General features: G+C 56.7%; 25 protein-coding genes. 16 read left to right on the forward strand and 9 right to left on the reverse strand.

The genetic code is table 11. The features are described 5' to 3' along the window. Positions 1 to 12 precede the first annotated feature (12 nt). Positions 13 to 1,500 (reverse strand): UxaA family hydrolase, encoded by a 1,488-nt coding sequence (locus SCU88_RS21980; protein ID WP_175340809.1) that lies wholly within the window; start codon positions 1,498 to 1,500, stop codon positions 13 to 15. A gap of 20 nt (positions 1,501 to 1,520) precedes the next feature. Then, a complete protein-coding gene (uxaC, locus tag SCU88_RS21985) occupies positions 1,521 to 2,933 on the reverse strand; it encodes a glucuronate isomerase (RefSeq protein WP_175340810.1) in 1,413 nt (470 codons plus the stop codon). Positions 2,934 to 3,281: 348 nt separating this feature from the next. On the opposite strand from uxaC, the gene SCU88_RS21990 reads away from it, so the two are divergent. From SCU88_RS21990 to SCU88_RS22025, 8 genes are all read left to right on the forward strand, one after another. Continuing rightward, complete coding sequence (locus SCU88_RS21990; RefSeq protein ID WP_175340811.1) at positions 3,282 to 4,586, forward strand: MFS transporter; 1,305 nt, start codon at positions 3,282 to 3,284, stop codon at positions 4,584 to 4,586. 108 nt (positions 4,587 to 4,694) lie between these two features. Beyond that, on the forward strand, positions 4,695 to 5,471 hold the full coding sequence (gene exuR / locus SCU88_RS21995; RefSeq protein ID WP_138094132.1) for a transcriptional regulator ExuR: 777 nt from the start codon (positions 4,695 to 4,697) through the stop codon (positions 5,469 to 5,471). A 364-nt stretch (positions 5,472 to 5,835) separates the two neighbouring features. After that, positions 5,836 to 6,498 carry a DedA family general envelope maintenance protein YqjA gene (gene yqjA, locus SCU88_RS22000; RefSeq protein ID WP_138094134.1) on the forward strand — a complete coding sequence of 221 codons (663 nt, stop codon included), beginning with the start codon at positions 5,836 to 5,838 and terminating at the stop codon, positions 6,496 to 6,498. 6 nt (positions 6,499 to 6,504) lie between these two features. Beyond that, a complete protein-coding gene (gene mzrA, locus SCU88_RS22005) occupies positions 6,505 to 6,876 on the forward strand; it encodes an EnvZ/OmpR regulon moderator MzrA (RefSeq protein ID WP_175340812.1) in 372 nt (123 codons plus the stop codon). Between the two features lie 155 nt (positions 6,877 to 7,031). After that, complete coding sequence (locus SCU88_RS22010; RefSeq protein ID WP_138094138.1) at positions 7,032 to 7,403, forward strand: DUF1090 domain-containing protein; 372 nt, start codon at positions 7,032 to 7,034, stop codon at positions 7,401 to 7,403. 39 nt (positions 7,404 to 7,442) lie between these two features. Next, positions 7,443 to 7,742 (forward strand): DUF883 family protein, encoded by a 300-nt coding sequence (locus tag SCU88_RS22015; protein ID WP_138094140.1) that lies wholly within the window; start codon positions 7,443 to 7,445, stop codon positions 7,740 to 7,742. 2 nt (positions 7,743 to 7,744) lie between these two features. After that, positions 7,745 to 8,140 carry a phage holin family protein gene (locus SCU88_RS22020; protein WP_138094142.1) on the forward strand — a complete coding sequence of 132 codons (396 nt, stop codon included), beginning with the start codon at positions 7,745 to 7,747 and terminating at the stop codon, positions 8,138 to 8,140. After that, on the forward strand, positions 8,137 to 8,424 hold the full coding sequence (locus tag SCU88_RS22025; RefSeq protein ID WP_138094144.1) for a YqjK-like family protein: 288 nt from the start codon (positions 8,137 to 8,139) through the stop codon (positions 8,422 to 8,424). Before SCU88_RS22020 ends, SCU88_RS22025 begins: the two co-directional genes overlap by 4 nt. 63 nt (positions 8,425 to 8,487) lie before the next feature. Here the strand turns inward: SCU88_RS22025 and lptG are convergent, their stop codons facing one another. Together lptG and lptF are read right to left on the reverse strand one after the other, a co-directional pair. Next, entirely contained in the window at positions 8,488 to 9,573 is a 1,086-nt protein-coding gene (lptG, locus tag SCU88_RS22030) for an LPS export ABC transporter permease LptG (RefSeq protein WP_138099091.1), read from the reverse strand. Continuing rightward, on the reverse strand, positions 9,573 to 10,673 hold the full coding sequence (gene lptF, locus SCU88_RS22035; protein ID WP_138094146.1) for an LPS export ABC transporter permease LptF: 1,101 nt from the start codon (positions 10,671 to 10,673) through the stop codon (positions 9,573 to 9,575). The genes lptG and lptF overlap by 1 nt, the downstream gene beginning before the upstream one ends. 276 nt (positions 10,674 to 10,949) lie before the next feature. On the opposite strand from lptF, the gene pepA reads away from it, so the two are divergent. The 4 genes from pepA (at position 10,950) to SCU88_RS22055 (ending at position 16,505) form a co-directional block, all read left to right on the forward strand. Next, positions 10,950 to 12,461 carry a leucyl aminopeptidase gene (gene pepA, locus SCU88_RS22040; RefSeq protein ID WP_175340813.1) on the forward strand — a complete coding sequence of 504 codons (1,512 nt, stop codon included), beginning with the start codon at positions 10,950 to 10,952 and terminating at the stop codon, positions 12,459 to 12,461. A gap of 93 nt (positions 12,462 to 12,554) precedes the next feature. Then, the gene (locus tag SCU88_RS22045) at positions 12,555 to 13,013 is read left to right on the forward strand and encodes a DNA polymerase III subunit chi (RefSeq protein ID WP_138094150.1); all 459 of its coding nucleotides are present in this window, start codon (positions 12,555 to 12,557) and stop codon (positions 13,011 to 13,013) included. 5 nt (positions 13,014 to 13,018) lie between these two features. After that, positions 13,019 to 15,874: a valine--tRNA ligase gene (locus SCU88_RS22050; protein WP_175340814.1), complete on the forward strand. Its 2,856-nt coding sequence runs from the start codon at positions 13,019 to 13,021 to the stop codon at positions 15,872 to 15,874. A gap of 127 nt (positions 15,875 to 16,001) precedes the next feature. After that, positions 16,002 to 16,505: a GNAT family N-acetyltransferase gene (locus tag SCU88_RS22055; RefSeq protein ID WP_138094154.1), complete on the forward strand. Its 504-nt coding sequence runs from the start codon at positions 16,002 to 16,004 to the stop codon at positions 16,503 to 16,505. 100 nt (positions 16,506 to 16,605) lie between these two features. Here SCU88_RS22055 and SCU88_RS22060 read toward each other — a convergent pair whose 3' ends face one another. Genes SCU88_RS22060 through rraB form a run of 3 tightly spaced genes read right to left on the reverse strand, consistent with a single transcriptional unit; the run spans position 16,606 to position 18,664 of the window. Continuing rightward, positions 16,606 to 17,409 (reverse strand): topoisomerase II, encoded by an 804-nt coding sequence (locus SCU88_RS22060; RefSeq protein ID WP_138094156.1) that lies wholly within the window; start codon positions 17,407 to 17,409, stop codon positions 16,606 to 16,608. Between the two features lie 24 nt (positions 17,410 to 17,433). Next, the gene (gene miaE, locus SCU88_RS22065) at positions 17,434 to 18,192 is read right to left on the reverse strand and encodes a tRNA isopentenyl-2-thiomethyl-A-37 hydroxylase MiaE (protein WP_175340815.1); all 759 of its coding nucleotides are present in this window, start codon (positions 18,190 to 18,192) and stop codon (positions 17,434 to 17,436) included. Positions 18,193 to 18,244: 52 nt separating this feature from the next. Then, positions 18,245 to 18,664, reverse strand: coding sequence for a ribonuclease E inhibitor RraB (gene rraB, locus SCU88_RS22070; RefSeq protein ID WP_138094160.1), 420 nt, complete (start codon positions 18,662 to 18,664; stop codon positions 18,245 to 18,247). Positions 18,665 to 18,830: 166 nt separating this feature from the next. Between rraB and argF the strand changes: the two genes are divergently transcribed. Continuing rightward, positions 18,831 to 19,835: an ornithine carbamoyltransferase gene (argF, locus tag SCU88_RS22075; protein ID WP_138094162.1), complete on the forward strand. Its 1,005-nt coding sequence runs from the start codon at positions 18,831 to 18,833 to the stop codon at positions 19,833 to 19,835. Positions 19,836 to 19,876: 41 nt separating this feature from the next. Here argF and SCU88_RS22080 read toward each other — a convergent pair whose 3' ends face one another. After that, the gene (locus SCU88_RS22080) at positions 19,877 to 20,329 is read right to left on the reverse strand and encodes a YhcH/YjgK/YiaL family protein (protein WP_175340816.1); all 453 of its coding nucleotides are present in this window, start codon (positions 20,327 to 20,329) and stop codon (positions 19,877 to 19,879) included. A gap of 364 nt (positions 20,330 to 20,693) precedes the next feature. On the opposite strand from SCU88_RS22080, the gene pyrB reads away from it, so the two are divergent. From pyrB to ridA, 3 genes are all read left to right on the forward strand, one after another. After that, positions 20,694 to 21,626 (forward strand): aspartate carbamoyltransferase, encoded by a 933-nt coding sequence (gene pyrB / locus SCU88_RS22085; protein WP_175340817.1) that lies wholly within the window; start codon positions 20,694 to 20,696, stop codon positions 21,624 to 21,626. 16 nt (positions 21,627 to 21,642) lie between these two features. Beyond that, a complete protein-coding gene (gene pyrI, locus SCU88_RS22090) occupies positions 21,643 to 22,104 on the forward strand; it encodes an aspartate carbamoyltransferase regulatory subunit (protein WP_138094168.1) in 462 nt (153 codons plus the stop codon). A gap of 79 nt (positions 22,105 to 22,183) precedes the next feature. Beyond that, entirely contained in the window at positions 22,184 to 22,570 is a 387-nt protein-coding gene (gene ridA / locus SCU88_RS22095; protein ID WP_138094170.1) for a 2-iminobutanoate/2-iminopropanoate deaminase, read from the forward strand. Between the two features lie 41 nt (positions 22,571 to 22,611). Here ridA and SCU88_RS22100 read toward each other — a convergent pair whose 3' ends face one another. Next, the gene (locus tag SCU88_RS22100) at positions 22,612 to 25,017 is read right to left on the reverse strand and encodes a family 20 glycosylhydrolase (RefSeq protein ID WP_175340818.1); all 2,406 of its coding nucleotides are present in this window, start codon (positions 25,015 to 25,017) and stop codon (positions 22,612 to 22,614) included. Positions 25,018 to 25,028 lie beyond the last annotated feature (11 nt).

Genomic DNA, 25,028 nt, shown 5'->3' on the forward strand with positions numbered 1-25,028 from the left:
ACAATTTCTGCCTTACAGCGTGACACCGCTCTTAAATATCGCCAGCTCGCGGAAATCGTTACGCTCGTTGCAGGCCAGCTTGCCGCTTGCCATATCAGCAATGACGTCGATAAAGCGGTCCAGCAGATCGGACATCGTCACACCATGCAGAAGCTGTCCGGCATCGAAGTCGATCCAGTGCGGTTTCTTCGCCGCCAGTTCGCTGTTGGTGGCTATCTTCACCGTCGGCACAAAACCACCGTAGGGGGTGCCGCGCCCGGTGCTGAACAGCACCATATGGCATCCGGCACCGGCCAGGGCGCTGGTGGCGACCGCATCGTTACCCGGCGCGCTCAGCAGGTTAAGGCCTGGCGTGCTCAGACGTTCGCCGTAGCGCAGAACGTCCACTACCTGGCTCTGGCCCGCTTTCTGAGTGCAGCCCAGAGACTTCTCTTCCAGGGTGGTAATGCCGCCCGCCTTGTTCCCCGGCGACGGGTTTTCGTAAATCGGCTGGTTGTGGGCAATGAAGTACTGCTTAAAGTCATTGACCATCGCCACCGTTTTCTCGAAGGTCGCTTCGTCGCGGCAGTGACTCATCAGGATCCGCTCTGCGCCGAACATTTCCGGCACTTCGGTCAGTACGGTCGTACCGCCATGAGCAATCAGATAGTCAGAGAAACGCCCCAGCATCGGGTTCGCGGTAATGCCGGACAGGCCATCGGACCCGCCGCACTCCAGACCAAATTTCAGCTCGCTCAGGCGCCCCGGCACGCGCTGGTCGTGACGCATCGCCTCATAGAGCTGCCCCAGATGTTCCAGCCCCGCCTCGACTTCATCATCCTGCTGCTGACAGACCATAAAGTGAACGCGTTGCGCGTCGTAGTCGCCCAGGGTTTCCCGGAAGGCATCGATCTGGTTATTTTCGCAGCCCAGACCAATGACCAGCACCGCCCCCGCGTTGGGGTGACGCACCATGTTCTGCAACATGGTGCGGGTGTTGATATGGTCTTCGCCCAGCTGAGAGCAGCCAAACGGGTGGCTGAACAGATGCACGCCGTCGATATCCGGCGCATCGTCATTCTGCTTCAGAAAGCGCTGCTGTATCTGACGCGCAATGCCGTTCACGCAGCCAACGGTGGGCAGGATCCACAGCTCGTTACGCACCCCAACCTCGCCGCTGGCGCGACGATAGATCTGCACTTCGCGATCCGCCGGCTGTTCGCCGGTGGCGGTGATTTCAGGCTGATAGCTGTACTCATCCAAATCGCTCAGATTGGTACGGGCATTCTGGGAATGGACATGTTCTCCGGGCTGGATATCGCTCAGGGCATGGCCGATGGGCAGGCCATACTTAACAATGTTCTCGCCCTGAGCGATCGGGCATAGCGCAAACTTATGACCGCGCGACAGCGCCTGGCGGAGCTGAACCTGAACGCCGTCCAGTTCGATAACCGTCCCTTCCTGCAGATCCTCCAGTGCGACCGCGACATTGTCCTGCGCGTGGATCTTTATGTATTGCATATCAACCTCGAAATAGCCGGTTAGTTCAGTTCAATGCCGAAGTAGTCACGGGCATTGTTGAAGCAGATGTTTTCCACCATGGTGCCCAGCAGTTTGATATCCGCCGGTGCTTCGCCCGCTTCCACCCAGTGGCCGATCATCTGGCACAGCAGACGACGGAAATATTCGTGACGGGTGTAGGACAGGAAGCTGCGGCTGTCGGTCAGCATCCCAACAAAACGGCTCAGCAGGCCCAACTGCGCCAGTTGTGTCATCTGCCGCTGCATGCCGTCTTTCTGATCGTTAAACCACCAGCCAGAACCGAACTGCATCTTGCCCGCGACGCCTTCCCCCTGGAAGTTGCCGATCATGGTGCCCAGCACTTCGTTATCGCGCGGGTTCAGGCAGTACAGAATGGTCTTCGGCAGTAGATTTTCTTCATTCTGCTTGCTCAGCAGGCGCGAGAGCTCCTGGGCCAGCGGGCGGTCATTGATGGAGTCGAAGCCCACGTCCGGCCCCAGCAGCTTGAACTGACGCAGGTTGTTATTACGCAGCGCGCCGATGTGGTACTGCTGCACCCAACCGCGGCGCGCGTATTCGGCCCCCAGCCAGACCAGTACCGCCGTTTTAAACTGCGCGGTTTCCAGTTCGCTTACCGCAGAGCCAGACAGGCGGCGAGCCAGAATGGCGTCCAGCGTAGCTTCGTCGGCATCGGCGTAAAGGACCACATCCAGAGCGTGGTCGGACACTTTACAGCCGTGAGCGGCAAAGTGGTCCAGACGCTTGCAGAGGGCACTCTGCAGATCGCTGAAGCGGCGGATATCGGTATCGGCGACTTCCGCCAGCTTAGCGATGTAATCGACAAAGGTGTCCTGCTCAATATTGAAGGCTTTGTCCGGACGCCAGCTCGGCAGCACTTTGACATCAAAGCTGCCATCGGCGGCAATGCGGGCATGGTCGCTAAGGGAGTCGATAGGATCGTCGGTAGTGCCCACCATCTTCACGTTCATCTGCTTCATGATGCCGCGGGCGGAAAACGCCTCCTGAGCCAGCAGATCGTTGCACTGGTTCCAGATCTCATCCGCCGTTTCCGGCGACAGCAGCTTGCCAGTGATACCGAACGGGCGGCGCAGCTCCAGATGAGTCCAGTGATACAGCGGGTTGCCGATGGTGTGCGGCACGGTAGCGGCCCAGGCATCGAACTTCTCGCGATCGGAGGCATCGCCGGTACACAGACGCTCGGCAACGCCGTTAGAGCGCATGGCGCGCCACTTGTAGTGATCGCCTTTCAACCAGATGTCATACAGGTTGTTGAAGCGATAGTCATCCGCGACCTGCTGCGGCGGCAGATGGCAGTGGTAATCAAAGATGGGCTGATCTTTAGCATGGTCGTGATAGAGACGACGGGCAAACTCGGTATCCAGCAGAAAATCTTCAGTCATAAACCGGTTCATTGTTTTTTCCTCTGGCGAATGGATTCTGTGGTCTGCAACTATAATGTCAAAGTTATCACACCAATTTCTCTCGCCAATGGTAAATTTGTGTACTAACTCACAATATCAAGACAAATCTTTACGCAAAAAGACCACAATTTACCTGCTAAACCCTTGCCAGAACTGGCCTTCCTACCCCTTTAGGATACCCTTACAGCGAAAAGTGCTTTTGTGATGTCACTCAACTTTTAAAGATGTATGACAAGTTATCGTTGGCCCCGTTGTCATCTATCTGCCAAATGGACTGATTGACGCGGCGATATGTCGCTTATTGCACGGTATGGATACCTCACAAGACAGAGGTCAGAAATGAGAAAAATAAAAGGATTACGCTGGTATATGATCGCACTGGTGACGCTGGGCACCGTGTTGGGCTACCTGACGCGTAACACGATTGCGGTCGCCGCGCCGACCCTTCAGGAGCAGCTGCATATCACCACGCAGCAGTACTCCTACATTATCGCCGCCTATTCGGCGTGCTACACCATCATGCAGCCGGTTGCTGGCTATATTCTTGACGTACTGGGTACCAAGCTCGGTTATGCGATGTTCGCCGTACTATGGGCGGTGTTCTGCGGAACCACCGCGCTGGCGGGCAGTTGGGGCGGTCTGGCCATAGCCCGCGGCGCCGTGGGCGCTGCCGAAGCGGCGATGATTCCCGCCGGCCTGAAAGCCAGCTCTGAATGGTTCCCGGCGAAAGAGCGCTCCATTGCCGTTGGCTACTTTAACGTCGGCTCCTCTATCGGCGCCATGCTGGCTCCACCGCTGGTGGTCTGGGCTATCGTCTGGCACAGCTGGGAAATGGCTTTCATTATTACCGGTGTGCTGAGTTTTATCTGGTCCATGCTGTGGCTGGTGCTGTATAAGCATCCGAAACATCAGAAGCACCTGAGTGACGAAGAGCGCGACTATATTATCGGCGGTCAGGAAGCGCAGCATCAGACCAACAACGGTAAGAAGATGTCCGCCTGGCAGATTCTGCGTAACCGCCAGTTCTGGGGCATCGCGCTGCCGCGCTTCCTGGCGGAACCGGCCTGGGGCACCTTTAACGCCTGGATCCCACTGTTTATGTTTAAAGCCTACGGCTTTAACCTGAAAGAGATCGCCATGTTCGCCTGGATGCCGATGCTGTTCGCCGATCTCGGCTGCATCGTCGGGGGTTACTTGCCGCCGCTGTTCCAGCGTCTGTTCGGGGTTAACCTGATTGTCTCGCGTAAACTGGTGGTCACCCTTGGCGCCGTGCTAATGATTGGCCCGGGCACCATCGGCCTGTTCAGCAGCCCTTATGTCGCTATTGCCCTGCTGTGCATCGGCGGTTTCGCTCACCAGGCGCTGTCTGGCGCGCTGATCACCCTCTCTTCCGATGTCTTCGGTCGTAACGAGGTCGCCACCGCTAACGGTCTGACCGGAATGGCGGCCTGGACCGCCAGTACCCTGTTCGCACTGGTGGTCGGCGCCCTGGCCGATACACTGGGCTTCAGCCCGCTGTTTGCGGCGCTGGCGGTGTTCGATCTGCTGGGTGCCGTGGTTATCTGGACGGTCCTGAAAAACAAACCGGCCGATGAGCTTAACGACGGCGGTCCCGGCTCCCTGAACCCCGCACAACAACACTGAAACGAACCGTGAAAAAGCCGCCTCAGCGCGGCTTTTTCACTCTCCCGGTAGTGTACCTTCGGGAAAAGTGGTATAACAAATCGTTTGCAAATCAGTCCGGAGCCGCCCATGGAGTTAACAGAATCCCGACGACTTTATCAGCAGCTTGCTGCCGACCTTAAGCAGTCTATTGAAGGTGGTACCTATACTGTGGGAGAAAAACTCCCCGCAGAGCGTTTTATCGCCGAAGATAAAAACGTCAGCCGCACCGTAGTGCGCGAGGCGATCATTATGCTGGAGGTTGAGGGGTACGTTGAGGTTCGTAAAGGTTCCGGCATTCACGTAATCTCCAGCCAGGCCAAACACGGTCAGGTGCCCGATGAGCGCTTGGAATTCGCCAGTTTTGGCCCCTTCGAACTCCTGCAGGCTCGCCAGCTTATCGAAAGCAATATCGCCGAGTTCGCCGCCACCCAGGTGACCAAGCAGGATATTGTGAAGCTGATGGAAATTCAGGAAAAATCCCGCTCTGAGCAGGACTATCGCGACTCGCCGTGGGATCTCCAGTTCCACGTCCAGGTAGCGCTGGCCACCCAGAACAGCGCCCTGGCGGCCATCGTCGAAAAGATGTGGACTCAGCGGGTACATAACCCCTACTGGAAAAAGCTGCACGAGCATATCGATCTCAGTACCGCCGATCACTGGTGCGAAGATCACGATGCCATTCTGAAAGCCCTGATTCGCAAAGATCCGGCGGCAGCCAAACTGGCGATGTGGCAACACCTGGAAAACACCAAACAGATGCTGTTTAACGAAACCAGCGACGACTTTGAATTTAACGCCGACCGTTTCCTGTTTACTGAAAATCCGGTGATTCATCTCAATCTGCCCGCCACCCCGCAAAAATAGCCTTCTCCGGCGAGGGTAAGCAAACAATGTATAGTGTCAGCCTGTGTAAATACCCTCGCCACGCCTCTTCGCGACAAGCAAAATCAAGACTCAACAAAACATAAATATTATGACGTTGCCCGAAGGGCTTTGTTACAATTAGACGTATACCCTAAATAATTCAGGCTGGCGCTCTCGTACTAACGCTCTGAAGTATGACGGGAATAAATGATTGCATCGTCCCCTACAACTATCTGGCGCATGCAGACACCCGACCGTCTCCAGCCGTCGCACGCCCATTCGGGCAGCGCGATTGTGCCGATCGTGTCATACAGTCACCGCGCCCGCGGGTAGCTTGTTTTCAGATGTGTACCAGGAAAACTGAATGGAACTTATAACGCAACTGCTGAACGCTCTCTGGAGTCAGGATTTTGAAACACTGGCGAATCCATCCATGGTCTGGATGCTCTATTTTGTCTTGTTTATGATCCTGTTTCTGGAAAACGGACTGCTGCCTGCTGCGTTTTTGCCTGGGGATAGCCTGCTGGTCCTGGTGGGAGTACTCATTGCCAAAGGGGCACTGGGCTTCCCGCAAACGGTTATTTTGCTGACGGTGGCCGCAAGCCTCGGCTGCTGGCTGAGCTATATACAAGGACGCTGGCTGGGCAATACCCGAACGGTGCAAAACTGGCTGTCGCATTTGCCTGCTCACTACCATCAGCGCGCCCATCATCTGTTCCATAAGCACGGTCTTTCCGCTCTGCTGATTGCGCGCTTTATCGCCTTTGTCCGCACGCTGCTGCCTACCATCGCCGGAATATCAGGACTGAGCAGCGCACGCTTTCAGTTCTTTAACTGGATGAGTGGTCTGCTGTGGATTCTGATTCTGACCACCCTGGGGTTTCTGCTTGGCAAAACGCCGGTCTTCCTGAAGTACGAAGACAAGCTGATGTCCGGCCTGATGCTACTGCCCGTCGTCTTGCTGGTTTTTGGGCTTATTGGCTCCCTGGTGGTACTGTGGAAGAAGAAACATGCCAATCGGGGATAAGTGAATATGCGTCTGAACCTGGGCCTGCGCCGGCTGATACTTATCGCTCTGCTGGCGCTTACCGCGACGACAGTCTGGCTGACGCTGCGACAACCGGAAGCGTCTTTGGAGATCCGTGCCGTACGCGCAGGCGTGAGCTCACCCGATGGCTTCTTTGTCTGGCACCATCTGGATGCTAACGGCATTCCTTTCAAAAGCATTACGCCAGTCGGTAATACGCTGGTGATTAAGTTCGACTCCAGCGCCGAGAGCAACGCCGCACGGGAAGTCCTTAACCGTACTCTGACTCACGACTACATCATCGCACAGCAGGAAGATCGGGACAGTTCCCTGTCATTGCTGTCCCACTTACGCTCAGATCGCCACCGCCTGGGCTAATCATTTAAGCAAAATCTGTAGTTAATACCCACGCATTGCCTTTGGGTTTTGTTGCGAATCGTCTATGCTTATCTCGTTGCGGTTACACCGCATTTACACGATCGACTGGAATTTTCGGCGCTTTTGCGCGCCGTAACACAATGGAAGGTTTCTTGATGAAAAGCCGTATTATGCTGGCAGTTGCGCTCTTATCCCTCACCGCCGTGGCGCAGGCCTCCTCCTCCCCATGTAGTGAAAAAGAGCAGAGCATTCTTAAGGAAATCAGCTACGCCGAGCAGCACGGTAACGAATATCGTCTTTCCGGACTGAAAAAAGCGTTAAGCGAAGTTCGTGCTCACTGTAACGATGACCAGGTTCGCGCCGATCACCGTAAAGATATTGCAGAGAAGCGTGATGACGTCGCCGAACGACGGGCCGAGCTGGATGAAGCTAAACGCAAAGGCGATCCGGAAAAAATTGCCAAACGCGAGCGTAAACTCGCTGAAGAGGAATCAGAACTGAAGGCGTTAGAAGCCCGGGAATATTAATTTTCGGGAGCTGAACTCAACAATCAGGAGAGAGTAGTAATGTCAAAAGATACTGAAAACTTGCGCGTTGAACTGCAGTCACTGGCCGATACTCTGGAAGAGGTGCTGAACGCCTCAGGCGAGAAAAGTAAGGCCGAGCTGGAAACCCTGCGCGAAAAAGCGCGCCGTGCGCTGCAGGACAGCCGCAGCCGCCTGCATGATACGGGCGATGCCATCGCCCGTCAAACCCGCGAAGCGGCCTCCCGCGCCGATAACTACGTGCACGATAACCCCTGGACCGGCATCGGTATTGGCGCCGCCGTGGGCGTCGTGTTGGGCGTTCTGCTGTCCCGCCGCTGATTATGGCCGATAACCGTCAACATCAGGGACCAGGGAGTAGCCTGGTCGGGATCGGACAGCGGGTTCTGACCCTGTTGATCCAGATGGTGGAGACGCGTCTGCGCCTGGCAGTCGTTGAACTGGAAGAGGAGAAGTCCCGCCTGTTCCAGCTTTTACTGCTGCTGGGCCTGACGATGCTGTTCGCCGCCTTCGGCCTGATGAGTCTGCTGGTACTCATTATCTGGGCCGTAGATCCGCAATACCGGCTGGCCGTGATGATCGCCACCACCGCCACGCTACTGCTTCTGGCTCTGATTGGCGCTATTTGGACTCTGCGTAAGGCACGCTCAACCTCGCTGCTGCGCTACACCCGCCGCGAACTCAAAACCGACAGAGAATTACTGGAGGAGAAAGAATGAGTCGCGAGCGCGAACAGCGTAAGGCGCTGTTGCTTAGTCAGATTCAGCAACAGCGTCTGGATTTGAGCGCCTGTCAGCGCAACTGGCTGCAGGCGACTGAATCATTCGATCGCGGCTGGCTTACACTGCTCAACCTGCGTACCTGGGCCGTGGCCGGCGGCGGCCTGATGGCTATCTGGGGGCTACGCCGTCCCCGTATGTTGATGCGCTGGGGCAGGCGTGGGCTGGGGCTGTGGAGTTCCTGGCGATTAATTCGCAACACCCTGAAGCGCGTGCAGCGCTAATTCACAACCGCGTCCAAAGCCAAAAGAGAAACGTGCTCCGCCTTTGCAGACGGAGCTCGTATTTTAACTGCGTTTCATTAGCATCCAGAGGCTAATAAGCAGGAAGGTTCCGCTGGGGATCAACGCCCCAAGTAACGGCGGAATATGGTAGACCAGACTCAGCGGACCGAAGATCTTATCCAGCACGTAGAACAGGAAGCCGAAGCTGATACCGGTGACCACGCGAACCCCCATCGGCACGCTACGCAGCGGCCCAAAGATGAAGGAGAGCGCCATCAGCATCATGACCGCCACTGAAACGGGCTGGAATATCTTACTCCACATATTGAGCTGATAGCGCCCGGCATCCTGACCGCTCGATTTCAGGTATTTCACGTAGTTATGCAGACCGCTAATGGAAAGCGCATCGGGATCCAGCGCCACAACGCCCAGTTTGTCCGGCGTCAGGTTAGTTTTCCAGGTACCGCTTACGGTCTGGGTTCCGGTAATCTGTTTTGGATTACTCAGAATTGATTCATCCACCTGGGACAGCTTCCACACCTTCTGTTGTGGATCGAAGGTGGCCGAGGCCGCGTGGCGCACCGACTGCAGGCGGCGCTGCTTGTTAAAGCTGTAAATGCTGATGCCGGTCAGCTCGTTATTGCCGCGCACCCGCTGGATATAGACGAAGTTATCGCCATCTTTGGCCCACATGCCCTCATCCTTGGTGGAGAGCAGCGAACCGCCATATACCATCTGGGCCCGGTAGTTACGCGCCATCTGCTCGCCCTGAGGCGCCACCCATTCGCCAATGGCCATGGTCAGCAACACCAGAGGAATCGCAGTTTTCATTACCGAAGCAGCCACCTGCATACGGGTAAAACCCGAGGCCTGCATCACCACCAGTTCGCTGCGCTGAGCCAGCATCCCCAGCCCCAGCAGCGCGCCAAGCAGTGCCGCCATCGGGAAGAAGATCTGAATATCCTTAGGCACGCTGAGCAGGGTATACATCCCGGCCCCCGAGGCGGTATAGGCCCCTTTACCGGCACGTTTAAGTTCATCGACGAACTTAATAATGCCCGAGAGCGACACCAGCATAAACAGCGTCATCATGATGGTGTTAAAGATGGTTTTACCGATATAACGGTCGAGTACGCCGAATCCGAGCATCATACGGCTCCTTTTGTGGCAAATCGGGCACGGAACTTACGCATCGCCACCGTATCCCACATGTTCAGAACCAGCGCCATACCCAGGTAGAGCAGGTTGACTACCCACATCCAGACCACCGGATCCAGCTTACCCTTGCCACCGTTGGATTTCAGCGAGGTCTGCAACAGGAAAAAGATCAGATACAGCAGCATCGCCGGCAACATCGACAGTACCCGGCCCTGACGCGGGTTCACCACGCTGAGCGGCACCACCATCAACGCCATTACCACCACTGCGAAGATCAGCGTGATACGCCAGTGCAGTTCGGCACGCGCCTTGTCTGTGTGGGTATTCCACAGCGTGCGCATATCCATCTGCTCGGTATCATCCGGATCCAGGGTGACGGTCTGGTGACCGATAATGGCCTGGTAATCCTGGAATTCGGTGATTCGGAAATCGCGCAACATAGCGGTTCCCTCAAAGCGAGTGCCTTTGTTCAGAGTCACCACCTGAGAGCCATCCTTACGCAGGACGAGATGGCCGGAATCCGCCACCACCACGGAAGGACGCGCGTTCCCTTTCGGCCGCAGCTGGGCCAGGAAAACGTCGTTAAAGTTGCTGCCATCCACGCTTTCGATAAACAACACCGCGTTACCGTCAGACGACGAACGGAACTGCCCCTGGGCCAGCGAGGCCAGACCGGGGTTGGATTTGACTTCCCCCAGCACTTCATCCTGATAACGCGCTGACCACGGGCTGGCCCACATCACATTGACGGCCGCCAGGATACCGGTAAACAGTGCCAGCAACATCGCCGCTTTGATCAGCACCATCCGACTCAGGCCACAGGCGTGCATCACGGTAATTTCGCTCTCGGTGTACAGCTTACCGAAGGTCATCAACAGGCCAAGGAAAAGACTAAGCGGCAGAATCAGCTGCGCCATTTCAGGCACGCCGAGGCCGAGTAACGAAAGGACAAGATTGGTCGGGATCTCTCCGTCAACCGCGGCTCCCAAAATCCTGACGAGCTTCTGGCAGAAGAAGATCAGTAACAGGATGAACAGAATCGCCAGTTGGCTTTTGAGCGTCTCCCGGACAAGATATCTTATGATTATCACATTAAATACGCCTGTGAAAACGAGTCTTTTTGCAGGAAAATCGCTTGTTTCAACGCTTAAACGTCATTTATTCTCCCGGAACAGCGAAAACGTCGCTAAGATTACTATACTTAGCGTTTTCGCACGCGGGCAAAAAATGTGCTGTCGTGCCGAAACCGCATATCGCATTCGTTAAGATTAACACGAAGTCACCACAACAGCGGAATGAGTTATATAAACGGCGTGATTTTATACCGCATAACCCGCTGTTGTCTTTAAGATTCAGGAGCGTAGTGCATGGAGTTCAGTGTAAAGAGCGGTAGTCCAGAAAAACAGCGGAGCGCCTGCATCGTTGTGGGCGTATTCGAACCGCGCCGCCTGTCCCCGATTGCCGAACAACTCGATAAAATCAGCGACGGCTACATCAGCGCTTTGCTGCGCCGCGGCGAGCTGGAAGGGAAAGCGGGGCAAACCTTGCTGCTGCATCACGTTCCCAACGTTTTGTCGGAGCGTATTCTGCTGATTGGTTGCGGTAAAGAGCGTGAGCTCGACGAGCGCCAGTACAAGCAGGTGATACAGAAAACCATTAATACCCTTAACGATACCGGTTCGATGGAAGCGGTCTGCTTCCTGACCGAACTGCACGTGAAAGGGCGCAATACCTACTGGAAAGTCCGCCAGGCGGTGGAAACCGCAAAAGAGACGCTTTACAGCTTCGACCAGCTAAAAACCACCAAAAGCGAGCCGCGCCGCCCGCTGCGTAAAATGGTGTTTAACGTGCCGACCCGCCGCGAGCTAACCAGCGGCGAGCGCGCTATCCAGCACGGTCTGGCAATTTCGGCAGGTATCCGCGCCGCCAAGGATCTCGGCAATATGCCGCCGAATATCTGTAACGCCGCCTATCTGGCTTCCCAGGCGCGTCAGCTGGCGGACGCCTTCGCCAGCAGCGTGAATACCCGGGTAATTGGCGAACAGCAGATGAAAGAGCTGGGTATGAATGCCTACCTGGCGGTGGGCAACGGCTCACAGAACGAATCGCTGATGTCGGTCATCGAGTACCGCGGCAGCACCGATCCCGAAGCGCATCCCATCGTACTGGTAGGTAAAGGACTGACCTTCGATTCCGGCGGTATCTCCATTAAGCCTTCCGCCGATATGGACGAAATGAAATATGACATGTGCGGCGCGGCGGCTGTCTACGGCGTGATGCGGATGGTGGCGGAGCTTCAGTTGCCAATCAATGTCACCGGCGTGCTGGCGGGCTGTGAAAATATGCCTGGTGGCCGCGCCTATCGCCCCGGCGATGTGCTGACCACCATGTCAGGCCAGACCGTAGAGGTGCTGAACACCGATGCCGAAGGGCGACTGGTGCTGTGCGACGTGCTGACCTACGTGGAACGCTTCGAGCCGGAAGTGGTGATAGATGTCGCAACGCTGACCGGCGCCTGCGTGATTGCGCTGGGTCATCATTTGACCGGTCTGATGGCGAACCATAATCCGCTGGCGCACGAACTGATCGGCGCTTCCGAGCAGGCTGGCGATCGCGCCTGGCGCCTGCCGCTGGGTGATGAATTCCAGGAACAGCTGGAGTCCAATTTTGCCGATATGGCCAACATCGGCGGTCGCCCAGGCGGCGCCATTACCGCAGGCTGCTTCCTGGCGCGCTTTACCCGCAAGTATAACTGGGCGCACCTGGATATCGCCGGTACCGCCTGGCGTTCCGGTAAAGCCAAAGGCGCCACTGGCCGTCCGGTGGCCATGCTCTCTCAGTTCCTGCTGAACCGCGCGGGCCTGAACGGCGATGAGTAACCATTAGGTCACTGGCGGCGCTCACAGCGCCGCCAGTCTGTGATAAAGTATCGCCCTTTCCCGTCTCCCGACGCTGTCAAAGAACCAAACGCCATGAAAAACGCAACGTTCTACCTTATGGATAACGACGCCGCAGCGGACGGCCTGAGCGCCCAGGAGCTGCTGGTATGCGAACTGGCGGCGGTTCGTTGGCGGGCGGGCAAACGCATTCTTATCGCCTGCGAAGATGAACAGCAGGCGATCCGGCTGGATGAAGCGCTGTGGCAGCGCGATCCCCACAGCTTTGTGCCCCATAACCTGGCGGGCGAAGGCCCCCGGGCCGGCGCGCCGGTGGAGCTGGCCTGGCCGGCGCGACGCGGCAGCCACTCGCGGGATCTGCTCATCAGCCTGCTGCCGCACTTTGCAGATTTTGCCACCGCTTTCCATGAAGTGATAGACTTCGTACCCTACGACGAATCCCTGAAACAGCTGGCGCGCGAACGCTACAAAGCCTATCGCGTGGCCGGTTTTCACCTGACCACGGCCACCTATACGGCGCCCGGAACGACATAGCAGAAATGGAAAAGACATATAACCCGCAAGATATCGAACAGCCGCTCTACGAGCACTGGGAACAGCAGGGCTACTTTAAGCCAAACGGCGATAAGAGCCAGGAAAGCTTCTGCATCATGATCCCGCCGCCGAACGTCACCGGCAGTTTGCATATGGGTCACGCCTTCCAGCAGACCATCATGGATACCATGATCCGCTACCAGCGCATGCAGGGGAAAAATACCCTCTGGCAGGCGGGCTCTGACCATGCCGGTATCGCCACCCAGATGGTGGTGGAGCGTAAGATCGCCGCTGAAGAAGGTAAGACGCGTCACGATTATGGCCGCGATGCCTTTATCGACAAGATCTGGCAGTGGAAGGCGGAATCTGGCGGCACCATCACCCGTCAGATGCGTCGTCTGGGCAACTCTGTGGACTGGGAGCGCGAGCGCTTCACCATGGACGAAGGGCTGTCCAACGCGGTGAAAGAGGTGTTCGTTCGCCTGTGGCAGGAAGATCTGATCTATCGCGGCAAGCGCCTGGTGAACTGGGATCCGAAACTGCGTACCGCTATCTCCGACCTGGAGGTGGAAAACCGCGAATCCAAAGGCTCGATGTGGCATATCCGCTACCCGCTGGCCGATGGCGTGAAAACCACCGAGGGTAACGATTATCTGGTGGTCGCCACCACCCGTCCGGAAACCCTGCTGGGCGATACCGGCGTGGCGGTTAACCCGGAAGATCCGCGCTACAAAGATTTGATTGGCAAATATGTCATGCTGCCGCTGGTGAACCGCCGCATCCCCATCGTCGGCGACGAACATGCCGATATGGAAAAAGGCACTGGCTGCGTGAAGATCACCCCGGCCCACGACTTTAACGACTACGAAGTCGGTAAGCGCCACCAACTGCCGATGATCAACATCCTGACCCTGGACGGCGATATCCGCGCCAGTGCCCAGGTGTTTGATACCAACGGCACTGAATCCGACGCCTACAGCGCCGATATCCCGGCCGAATTCCAGAACCTGGAGCGCTTTGCCGCACGTAAAGCCGTGGTTGCCGCCATCGACGCCCTTGGCCTGCTGGAAGAGGTTAAACCCCATGACCTGACGGTGCCTTATGGCGACCGCGGCGGCGTGGTGATTGAGCCGATGCTCACCGACCAGTGGTATGTACGCGTAGCGCCGCTGGCCAAACCGGCTATCGAGGCAGTAGAAAACGGCGATATCCAGTTTGTGCCGAAGCAGTACGAAAACATGTACTTCTCCTGGATGCGCGATATTCAGGACTGGTGTATCTCCCGTCAGCTATGGTGGGGCCACCGCATTCCGGCATGGTACGACGCCGAAGGCAACGTCTTTGTCGGCCGCAGCGAAGAAGAGGTCCGTCAGCAAAACAATATCCCGGCGGATGTGACGCTGAGCCAGGACGAAGACGTGCTGGATACCTGGTTCTCTTCCGCCCTGTGGACCTTCTCGACCCTGGGCTGGCCGGAGCAGACCGATGCTCTGAAGACCTTCCACCCCACCAGCGTGATGGTCAGTGGCTTCGATATTATCTTCTTCTGGATTGCCCGCATGATCATGATGACCATGCACTTCATCAAAGATGAGGATGGCAAACCTCAGGTGCCGTTTAAGACCGTCTACATGACCGGGCTTATCCGCGACGAAGAGGGCCAGAAGATGTCCAAGTCCAAGGGTAACGTTATCGACCCGCTGGACATGGTGGACGGCATCTCTCTGGAAGCGCTGCTTGCCAAGCGTACCGGCAATATGATGCAGCCGCAGCTGGCAGAGAAAATCCGCAAGCGTACCGAGAAGCAGTTCCCCAACGGCATCGAAACCCACGGTACCGACGCCCTGCGCTTTACCCTGGCGGCGCTGGCCTCTACCGGCCGCGACATCAACTGGGATATGAAGCGTCTGGAAGGTTACCGTAACTTCTGTAATAAGCTGTGGAACGCCAGCCGTTTTGTGCTGATGAACACCGAAGATCAGGATTGCGGCTTCAACGGCGGCGAGATGACGCTGTCGCTGGCGGATCGCTGGGTACTGGCCGAATTCAACCGCACCGTGAAAGCCTACCGCGAAGCGCTGGACAACTACCGTTTCGATATCGCGGCCGGCATCCTGTATGAGTTCACCTGGAACCAGTTCTGCGACTGGTATCTGGAGCTGACCAAGCCGGTGATGAACGGCGGTAGCGAAGCCGAGCTGCGCGGCACCCGCCATACCCTGGTAACGGTACTGGAAGCGCTGCTGCGTCTGGCGCATCCGATCATTCCGTTTATTACCGAAGCTATCTGGCAGCGTGTGAAGGTCCTCAAGGGCATCGATGCCGATACCATTATGCTGCAACCGTTCCCGGCATATGACGCGGCTCTGGAAGACGATGTCGCCACCGCAGATACCGAATGGTTGAAGCAGGCCATCGTCGCCGTGCGTAATATCCGTGCCGAGATGAACATCGCGCCGGGTAAACCGCTGGAACTGCTGCTGCGTGGCGCCTCTGCTGACGTTCAGCGTCGGGTGAACGACAACCTGAACTTCCTGAAGAGCCTGGCGCGTCTGGAAAGCATTACGCTGCTGCCCGCCGACGATAAAGGTCCGGTTTCCGTTACCAAACTGGTGGATGGTGCCGAACTGCTGATTCCGATGGCGGGTCTGATCGACAAAGAAGCCGAGCTGGCACGTCTGGCGAAAGAAGTGGCGAAGGTCGAAGCGGAAATTGGCCGTATTGAAAGCAAACTGGCTAACGAAGGCTTTGTGGCTCGCGCGCCGGAAGCGGTGATCGCTAAAGAGCGTGACAAGCTCAAAGGCTACGCGGAAGCAAAAGCGAAGCTGATTGAGCAGCAGGCAACTATCGCCGCGCTGTAATTCCCTTCCCCTCACCCTGGCCCTCTCTTCCTGGAGAGGACCGGGGTGAGGACGCTTTCCCTCTTGCGTTCACGCCCGCCGGGTGCTATTTACTTTTCCTTACCTGTCATTTTCCGGACATCCCCCTATGAGCGTTGCCACACCGGTCAAATTGATGATGCGTCCGTTGCGCGCTGACGATAACGCGGTGATTGCCCGCGTGATTCGCACCGTCTCGGCGGAATTTGGCCTGACGGCGGATAAAGGCTACACCGTCTCCGATCCAAATCTGGATGAACTCTACGCCTTGTATCATCATCCCGGGCATGCGTTCTGGGTGGTTGAGCTGGCAGGCGAAATCGTAGGTGGAGGAGGCCTGGCGCCGCTGAGCGGCGGTGCGCCTGGCATTTGTGAGCTACAAAAAATGTATTTTTTGCCCCAGGGGCGAGGCAAGGGACTGGCGAAACAGCTGGCGTTAACGGCGCTCGCTTTCGCCCGGGATGCTGGTTTCACCCACTGTTATCTGGAAACCACCGCCTCCCTGACCCGGGCAATACGCCTGTATGAGCGCCTTGGCTTCCGCCATATCGATCGGGCGTTGGGCAACACCGGACACGTTGACTGCGAAGTGCGGATGCTGAAAACGCTGTAGCGACCACATCGATGAGACTATCCCCACGACTTTGTCAGTAGCGCAGAAAAAAGCATCTCACTAAGCGGAAAATGAAATCCGTGGACGAATTCCAGTAAATTCAGCGCGACGGCGTTGCTCCCATTGATAGCGTCAGGCGAATAATAGCCGCAGCCTTCTCTGGCGGTAGCGCCAGTACCTGACGCCAGAGTGCCAGCACCATATCGCACACCAGCGTCTCTTTACCCTGAGCCTGCTGTGGCGCCGCCATCAGCGCAATATCCTGACCGTACAGTTGCTGCATGTGCTTAACGACCGGCTCCAGCGCAGCGCGTGCCTGTTCGCGCTCCTGTTCGCTAACCTTATGCCGCCCCGCTCCCCTGGCGGCCCGCATCATTCGGGCATCGACCTCGAAACGGTACTGCATTTGTTCAGGTGTCAGGTACTGCGTTACATCAATGCCACCTTTCACCCCCGGAAACTGATAGCGAAAGCAGGCGTCGCCGCTGACCTTCTGAATCTGCGCCGTTTGCTCAATACTGGCGCGCATCCACGCTACCACATTGTCGTCCGGAGCCTCCTGTAAACGCTGCGACATAAGCGTATTGAACTGCGGCTGTAGCAGATCGATAATTCGCTGCTGCGACTCCCCGGCCTGTTCCAGCTCCTGCGCCCGCCGGTTCAGTTGGCTGTAGAGCGCCGGCTCCTGCTCCCGAATCACTCTCCAGACCGGAATATCTTCCAGCGCCATCTGCGATCCGGCATCGGGTTTACCTGAACGAGCCGAAATCGTCAGCAGCGCGATAACAATACCCGCAAGCGCTATCGCCACCGCAATGCCCCGACGCTGCCGACGCCAGAACAGCGCAGCCAGGGCAACGACCAGCACCAGCCAGGCGATAAATACAGGGATCGTCCAGTTCATCCTTTTCTCCTCAGGATTCAGATATTACAGCGGAACACCGCTGTGAAAGCGAAACTCGTCGTCAGGCTCCAGAATCAGTTGCGCTTCCAGCTCGCCAAAATCGCGCACCCTGGCGTCGAGATCCTGGGGCGCGATCAGACGAGCCAGCGCCAGATAATCCTGGTAATGGCGCGCTTCCGAGCGCAGCAGCGACAGGTAAAACTTACCCAAATCGTCATCCAGATACGGTGCCAGAGCGGCAAAACGCTCGCAGGAGCGCGCCTCGATATAGGCGCCGCAAATCAGTTTATCGACCAGGGTCGCCGGTTCCCAGGTGCGCAGTCCTTTCAGCAGACCGCGGGCATAGCGGCTGGCGCTGACTTTCACGTAGGGAATCTCGCGGGCGAGCATCACTTCACGCACCTGCCAGAAATGGTGTAGCTCCTCTTTGATGAGTAACACCATGCTGTCGATAAGCGCGCGGCCCCAGGGATCGTCAGTGTGAGGCATCTCACTTTTACCAATACGCCGGTGCAGCGCTACAAAGTCCGGCTCCGGTCCGTCGCGAAAAGTGAAGGCTTCATAGGGTTCCAGCCAGGCGAGCAACGCTTCTGCGCCGCGCTTATCCGCTACGTATTTGCGGATCAGCAACATCGCGGTCTGGGCCGCTTTCAGCTCGCAAATCATATGGTCGGTGAGCAGTAACGGCAGGTTAGCCGGATCTCGCGCCCGATCGATCCAGGCCTGTGGCGTCCGGCACGGCAAGAAGTCGAGCACCGGCGCGATAAGTTGTGGGTCAACCATGGTGTCAGTCCTGATAACAGTGCGGCGGCACCGGGCCGCCGCAACCTCTTCCTTAATGGCGTACGCCGTCATCATCCTCATCAATATAGTCGCCGCCGTCGCCATCCGGCTCGCCGTTCGGATCTTCGAAATAGGTGCCCCAGCCGTCATACTCCACGCCGAACTTTTCAGCCAGCGTCATCAGTTGCTCCACCTGGGCATCGATAAGCTCGGCATTGAGCGCGCATTCGCTCAGCGCATCGCAGCAGATGACGGTATCGCCCTCTTCCACTTCCAGCTCTTCAGGATCGGTCACTTCATAGCCCAGTTTGAAGATCTCAACGGCCGCCTTTTCCAGAGTTTCAAAGTCATCCGCCGAGAGGTGATGCTCAATGGTGTACAGCGCATCCGGATCGCTGCCATCCTCAAGGAGTTCTTCAATAATCAGCCGCGTCTCTTCGCGCTGTTCTTCCAGTAGTTCCGGGTTTGCCATGGATCTGTCCTCAGTGTGTCGGCAGTTACTGTTATTTTCACACAGCCCTGTGATTGCCTCCACGCTTATGGGAAAAAAAGATTTACCCGGGGGTTGAAAATGCATATTCATACTTATAAATTGAATATTAATTCAATTGATGGCATGGTGCCATGCGAGGTGAAAGATGACCTTTTATAAGAAGAATTTCCTTAGATTACTTGATTTTAGTTCAACAGAAATCGATGAACTCGTCACTCTTGCCGCCCAACTAAAAGGTGCAAAAAAACAGGCAACCGAAATTCAGCATCTTAAAGGCAAAAATATCGCGCTCATCTTCGAAAAAGACTCGACCCGTACCCGATGCTCTTTCGAAGTTGCCGCATATGATCAGGGCGCCCGCGTAACCTATCTGGGCCCGAGCGGCAGCCAGATCGGCAATAAGGAGTCCATTAAAGATACCGCCCGGGTGCTGGGCCGTATGTATGATGGCATTCAGTATCGCGGCTACGGACAGGGCGTCGTTGAAACTCTTGCACAATATGCAGGCGTGCCAGTGTGGAACGGTCTGACCGACGAATTTCATCCCACCCAGTTGCTGGCAGATCTGCTTACCATGCAGGAGCACCTGCCGGAGAAGCGCTTTAACCAGATGTCGATGGCCTATCTGGGCGACGCCCGCAACAATATGGGTAACTCCATGATGGAAGCGGCGGCGTTAACGGGTCTGGATCTGCGCCTGGTGGCGCCCAAAGCCTGCTGGCCGGAGGAAAAACTGGTTCAGGAGTGCCAGGCGCTGGCAAGTCAGACCGGCGGCAGTATTACGCTGACGGAAGATATCGGCGCTGGCGTTAACGGCGTGGACTTTATCTATACCGATGTCTGGGTCTCTATGGGCGAGCCGAAAGAGAAGTGGGCGGAACGTATCGCGCTACTGAAACCGTACCAGGTAAACGGAGAAGTGCTGATGCTGTCCGGCAATCCGCAGGTCAAATTCCTGCACTGTCTGCCCGCATTCCACGACGATCAAACCGTGGTCGGCCAGCAGATGGCCCAGGAGTTCGGGCTGCACGGCGGTATGGAGGTGACCGATGAAGTGTTCGAATCCGAGCACAGCATCGTCTTCGATCAGGCGGAAAACCGTCTACATACCATTAAGGCCGTAATGGTCGCCACGCTGTCACAGCAGTAGTGGCAGCCCCCTCCCGCGGCGGCGGGAGGGGAAGCAAGGCGTTATTCCACCAGCATCTTCACCACCACCTTACGCACACGCGCCGGCTCGCCCACCGCGCACAGCGGCTTATGCACCTCTCCTGGCCAGAACACCACAAAATCCCCCTCTTCCAGTATCACCATTTTTTCCTGGCTACCTTCGGGAAGGAAGGCGATATCTTTGTCCGCCAGCCAGTCAACCTCCGGTTTACCTGCGGGCTGGCTGCTGAACACCATGCCTTCACGTCCGTGAAAGAGGATCTGGATATCCAGATAGCGCTGATGAAACTCTGCCCGACGCGCCTCTCTTTTTTCGGTCATATCTTCAGAAACCAAAAAGAACAGCCGATCGCCGTCGATATCGTGACGGCCGGTGGGCGTCTGGTCAGTCACCCGCTGCCTGATTTCATCAATCGCCTGGCGCAGCGGCGCTGGCAGCCAGGGCATCGGAGTATCAATATTGCCAACAATCATTTGCCATTTCCTTTTTCAAAACAACGTTTCATATTTCACGTTATACACCCGGCGATACTGCCATACTACCAATAGCCCCATAAAATATGCGCCAGCTCACCTCTGCAGGCGCAATCGATTACTGGCGCAAAAAATGTGCTTATTTTCCTTGATACGTCGAAAAACACGGGTATAATTTCGGGCGTTTTGCCGGGAGGAAATATGGTTCAGCTAACTGCGCATCGTGATTTACACCAGCGCCTGACTGCAGGCGTGGCGCACGCTTTTTTTCTTCCGCATCATTTACCGATTATCAAAAAGCCCCTCGTTTGAGGGGCTTTTTTTTGCCCGATACGCGCCGGGGCGTCGAAAACAGGAGAGAACGATGGCTAATCCGCTCTATCAGAAACATATTATTTCCATCAACGACCTCAGCCGCGAGGAGCTGGAGCTGGTGCTGGACACCGCCGCAAGCCTGAAGGCTCACCCACAGCCGGAACTGCTGAAGCATAAAGTGATCGCCAGTTGCTTCTTTGAAGCCTCCACCCGTACCCGCCTCTCCTTTGAAACCGCCATTCAGCGCCTGGGCGCATCGGTCGTTGGCTTTTCCGACAGTAGCAACACCTCGCTGGGAAAGAAGGGAGAGACCCTGGCCGATACCATTTCGGTTATCAGCACCTATGTCGACGCCATTGTGATGCGTCACCCCCAGGAGGGCGCCGCGCGTCTGGCCACCGAGTTTTCCGGGGCGGTACCCGTGCTGAACGCCGGTGACGGCGCTAACCAGCATCCGACCCAGACGCTGCTGGATCTGTTTACCATCCGTGAAACCCAGGGTCGGCTGGAGAACCTGAACATCGCCATGGTGGGCGATCTGAAATACGGGCGCACCGTGCACTCTCTGGCCCAGGCGCTGGCGAAATTCAACGGTAACCGTTTCTACTTTATTGCGCCGGATGCCCTGGCGATGCCGCAGTACATCCTCGATATGCTCGACGAGAAAGGCATTACCTGGAGCCTGCACGGCAGCATCGATGAAGTGATGGCTCAGACGGATATTCTGTATATGACCCGGGTACAGAAAGAGCGACTGGATCCGTCAGAATACGCCAGCGTGAAGGCGCAGTTTGTTCTACGCGCCGCCGATCTGGAAGGCGCTCGCGCCAATATGAAGGTACTGCACCCGCTGCCCAGAGTGGACGAAATCACCACCGATGTCGACCGCACGCCCCATGCCTGGTATTTCCAGCAGGCCGGGAACGGCATCTATGCGCGCCAGGCGCTGCTGGCGCTGGTACTGACTCAGGATTTGGCTTAAGTAAAGGGGAAGCAAAATGACACAGGATAATAAACTGCAGGTTGAGGCGATTAAGCGCGGCACGGTGATCGATCATATTCCGGCCCGGGTGGGCTTTCGCCTGCTGACGCTGTTCCGTCTGACCGAAACCGACCAGCGTATTACCATTGGCCTGAACCTTCCCTCCGGCGAGCTGGGTCGCAAGGATCTGATTAAAATTGAGAATACTTTTCTGACCGATGAGCAGGTGAATCAGCTCGCCATCTATGCCCCTCAGGCCACCGTTAACCGTATCGACAATTATGAGGTGGTGGGTAAGAGCCGTCCGGCGCTGCCGGAGCGGATTGAAAACGTGCTGGTGTGCCCGAACAGCAACTGCATCAGCCGCAATGAACCGGTCGCCACCAGCTTTACGGTGAAAAAGCGCCAACAGGATATTGCACTGAAATGCAAATACTGTGAGAAAGAGTTCTCACACCAGGTGGTTCTGGCCGGGTAAGGTGATGGAAATAAAGGCAAGGCTCCCTATAATGGGGGAGCCTTATGCTAATAACGAACGACTTTTTCAGGAGAGGACTATGTCTCGCGCAATCAGTACGGAAAATGCACCGGCCGCTATCGGCCCCTATGTTCAGGGCGTTGACCTGGGCAGCATGATCATTACCTCCGGTCAGATCCCTGTAGATCCAAAAACCGGCGGCGTATCAGAAGATGTAGCAGCACAAACCCGCCAGTCGCTGGAAAATGTCAAAGCGGTGGTCGAAGCTTCCGGTCTGAAAGCGAGTGATATTGTGAAAACCACGGTTTTCGTGAAGGATCTGAACGACTTCGCCATCGTTAACGCCGCTTACGAGGCCTTCTTCACTGAAAATGATGCGCCGTTCCCGGCGCGCTCCTGCGTGGAAGTGGCGCGTCTGCCGAAAGACGTGAAGATCGAGATCGAAGCTATCGCGTTACGCCGCTAATCGGCGCATGCCGCAGCCAGACGGCTGCGGCCTTCCATCCGTTATTGATTCAGTTCCACGCCAGCACGCAACAGTTTTTCCAGCGGATATACCGCCGCAATCACCAGTTCATCACGCACCCGGGCGGCTTCATCCAGTTGACTCTGCCACAGGGCCCGCTCTGCAGCACTGATACGCTCCCGTTTTTCTATCCGTTCGATCATTTTCAGCCCCAATGCCGCCAGATGCGCCACATCCTCCGCGACCGGTTTAATCGCCCGTAACTGATAGCTTCCTTCCAGCAATGGCAGGAGATCCTGATAGTTATCCTGCCAGCGGATAAAGAGACGGCGCAGCGCCTGAGCGCTCTCTTTATCCCGGGGATTGGCGATCAGCGCATCCACCCAGCCCTGCATCTGTCGCGTTGTCATACTCTCTGGCCCCAGCGCATCCGCCAGTCGATTAAGCGGCTCGAACTGGTGGTAGTTTCCGGCCTGGAATTTCAGATGGTTGCGGGTATAGTACTGGGCGGGCTCCAGCGCCTGAGCCAGAATCTGTAATGGCAAAATATCGGCAGTGCCCGCCAGGCGCATCATCTGACGCTGAGACTGGTCATGCTGCTGCAATCCCACAGAGATGGTCGACCAGGCGTCCGTCTGCGCCAGCCGGCGGTACATATTGTCCACATCGTTAACGTCACGGGCAGACCACAGCCGCTCGGCAACCGAAAAAGCCCGCGGCCAGAGTTTGATATCCATCACCGGCGCTATCACGTTTTCGGCCCAGAGCGCGGCTTCGCCACCGAGAATATTAGCCATTTGCTCCTGTTCAGGAACCACCGGCGCCCTCCCTTCGGGTATATCCTCCAGACGTTTACCGCTGGCCGGATAGCGCGTATTCCCCACCAGGAAATATCCGCTCAGCACATTTTCCCGCAGCGTCAGTACCGGACGCGTTTCGCCCATCCAGGTATCAACGCTAAAGCTCACCTGTCCGTCACCGGGCCAGGTAATATCACGCACGGCACGCCGTGACTTCCCCTTGAAGTCAATAAAACCCCGCCACGTGCGATTTTCGGCATCGGCAATCAGTGTGAAGCTACCTTCCACCGCACTCCCCTTCAGCCGAGGCATGGTAAAGGACCAGCTTTGCGCCCTGTCCCCTTTCCGGGGCTTATCGATATCATTAAGACCCTGGGGCAGAACTTCATTACGGTAGTGATAGGCGGTGGCGTGAGGCTGGTCGAGGTAAAAGCCGGTGGACAAAATGCCCTGATAGCCCGCTCTGGCAATACTACCCAGCGCATCCTGCCCCTGCCAGGACTGAATCAGGCTCCGCTTAGGCAGAGAGGGATGAAAAATCTCGTCCCAGCCCACCATGCGCCGCTGATGTTTTGCCAGAATGGTCTCCAGCCGCTGGTTAAACCAGGTATGCAGCGCGTGACTGTCGGCCAACTGGTGCTGACGCATAAAATTCTGGATATCGGGGTTGTTGCGCCACTGGGTATCATCCACCTCATCGCCGCCAATATGCAGATAGCTGTCCGGGAAGATACCGGCCAGCTCCCCGACCAGGGTATCGATGAACCGGTACGTCTCCTCTTTTGTAGGATCCAGCACCGGCTTTAACACACCCCATTCGCGCTCCATCGCATAAGGCCCTGGCGCACTCATCAGTTCGGGATAGGCCACGGCAATGGCCGAGGCATGTCCGGGAACATCAAACTCGGGCACGACGCGGATTCCCCGTTCAGTGGCATAGCGCACCACTTCCCGCATTTGCGCCTGGGTATAAAACTGACCATCGCTCGCCAGCTGCTGAAGCTTAGGATAGTGGGTAGAGGCGAAACGCCAGCCCTGATCGTCGGTCAAATGCCAGTGAAACACGTTAAGCTTCGCCGCCGCCATACCGTCGAGCTGGCGCAGAATAGTGCTGACCGGCATAAAATGACGGGCAGAATCGATTAGCAGTCCGCGCCAGGGAAAGCGCGGCCTGTCTTCGATTTCTATCCAGGGGATAGCCACTCGCTCCGCTCCCGGACGGATCAACTGCAGCAGCGTCTCCATACCGCGCAGCGCACCAAAGCGCGTGGCGGCATTGAGCTTCACCCCTTCGGCAGTGATACTCAGGTGATAGCTTTCATCGCTGTCCAACCGGGGTTGGGGGTCCAGTCGTTGGGCGATGGTAACCGTTATGGTCGGGGGCCGGTGGCTGCCGGACTGAGGCTTTAGCTCCCAGCCAGTCTGTAAGGCAATACGCTGGCGCCAGCGCTCGACAGCGCCTTCCAGATCGTCGCCCCGTATCGCTATCGATACTTCATTATCCAGCGTCAGATAACCGGCCTGCGCTGAAAGTTCCACCTTCTGCGGCCAGGGCATCAGAGGCAGATCGCCAGCTGGCGCGGCCTGGCCGCAAAAACTCAATGAGAGCGCTCCGGCCAGTACGGCATAACGCACTGATTTTAGCATCAAAGATTCCT

Origin of the sequence: Jejuibacter sp. L23, from assembly GCF_050815825.1 — a bacterium.
Lineage (GTDB): Bacteria > Pseudomonadota > Gammaproteobacteria > Enterobacterales > Enterobacteriaceae > Jejubacter > Jejubacter calystegiae.

Coding starts and splice junctions, on each gene's coding strand:
- SCU88_RS21980 (WP_175340809.1), bottom strand. CDS start 1,500: ATGCAATACATAAAGATCCACGCGCAGGACAATGTCGCGGTCGCACTG.
- uxaC (WP_175340810.1), bottom strand. CDS start 2,933: ATGAACCGGTTTATGACTGAAGATTTTCTGCTGGATACCGAGTTTGCC.
- SCU88_RS21990 (WP_175340811.1), top strand. CDS start 3,282: ATGAGAAAAATAAAAGGATTACGCTGGTATATGATCGCACTGGTGACG.
- exuR (WP_138094132.1), top strand. CDS start 4,695: ATGGAGTTAACAGAATCCCGACGACTTTATCAGCAGCTTGCTGCCGAC.
- yqjA (WP_138094134.1), top strand. CDS start 5,836: ATGGAACTTATAACGCAACTGCTGAACGCTCTCTGGAGTCAGGATTTT.
- mzrA (WP_175340812.1), top strand. CDS start 6,505: ATGCGTCTGAACCTGGGCCTGCGCCGGCTGATACTTATCGCTCTGCTG.
- SCU88_RS22010 (WP_138094138.1), top strand. CDS start 7,032: ATGAAAAGCCGTATTATGCTGGCAGTTGCGCTCTTATCCCTCACCGCC.
- SCU88_RS22015 (WP_138094140.1), top strand. CDS start 7,443: ATGTCAAAAGATACTGAAAACTTGCGCGTTGAACTGCAGTCACTGGCC.
- SCU88_RS22020 (WP_138094142.1), top strand. CDS start 7,745: ATGGCCGATAACCGTCAACATCAGGGACCAGGGAGTAGCCTGGTCGGG.
- SCU88_RS22025 (WP_138094144.1), top strand. CDS start 8,137: ATGAGTCGCGAGCGCGAACAGCGTAAGGCGCTGTTGCTTAGTCAGATT.
- lptG (WP_138099091.1), bottom strand. CDS start 9,573: ATGCTCGGATTCGGCGTACTCGACCGTTATATCGGTAAAACCATCTTT.
- pepA (WP_175340813.1), top strand. CDS start 10,950: ATGGAGTTCAGTGTAAAGAGCGGTAGTCCAGAAAAACAGCGGAGCGCC.
- SCU88_RS22045 (WP_138094150.1), top strand. CDS start 12,555: ATGAAAAACGCAACGTTCTACCTTATGGATAACGACGCCGCAGCGGAC.
- SCU88_RS22050 (WP_175340814.1), top strand. CDS start 13,019: ATGGAAAAGACATATAACCCGCAAGATATCGAACAGCCGCTCTACGAG.
- SCU88_RS22055 (WP_138094154.1), top strand. CDS start 16,002: ATGAGCGTTGCCACACCGGTCAAATTGATGATGCGTCCGTTGCGCGCT.
- SCU88_RS22060 (WP_138094156.1), bottom strand. CDS start 17,409: ATGAACTGGACGATCCCTGTATTTATCGCCTGGCTGGTGCTGGTCGTT.
- miaE (WP_175340815.1), bottom strand. CDS start 18,192: ATGGTTGACCCACAACTTATCGCGCCGGTGCTCGACTTCTTGCCGTGC.
- rraB (WP_138094160.1), bottom strand. CDS start 18,664: ATGGCAAACCCGGAACTACTGGAAGAACAGCGCGAAGAGACGCGGCTG.
- argF (WP_138094162.1), top strand. CDS start 18,831: ATGACCTTTTATAAGAAGAATTTCCTTAGATTACTTGATTTTAGTTCA.
- SCU88_RS22080 (WP_175340816.1), bottom strand. CDS start 20,329: ATGATTGTTGGCAATATTGATACTCCGATGCCCTGGCTGCCAGCGCCG.
- pyrB (WP_175340817.1), top strand. CDS start 20,694: ATGGCTAATCCGCTCTATCAGAAACATATTATTTCCATCAACGACCTC.
- pyrI (WP_138094168.1), top strand. CDS start 21,643: ATGACACAGGATAATAAACTGCAGGTTGAGGCGATTAAGCGCGGCACG.
- ridA (WP_138094170.1), top strand. CDS start 22,184: ATGTCTCGCGCAATCAGTACGGAAAATGCACCGGCCGCTATCGGCCCC.
- SCU88_RS22100 (WP_175340818.1), bottom strand. CDS start 25,017: ATGCTAAAATCAGTGCGTTATGCCGTACTGGCCGGAGCGCTCTCATTG.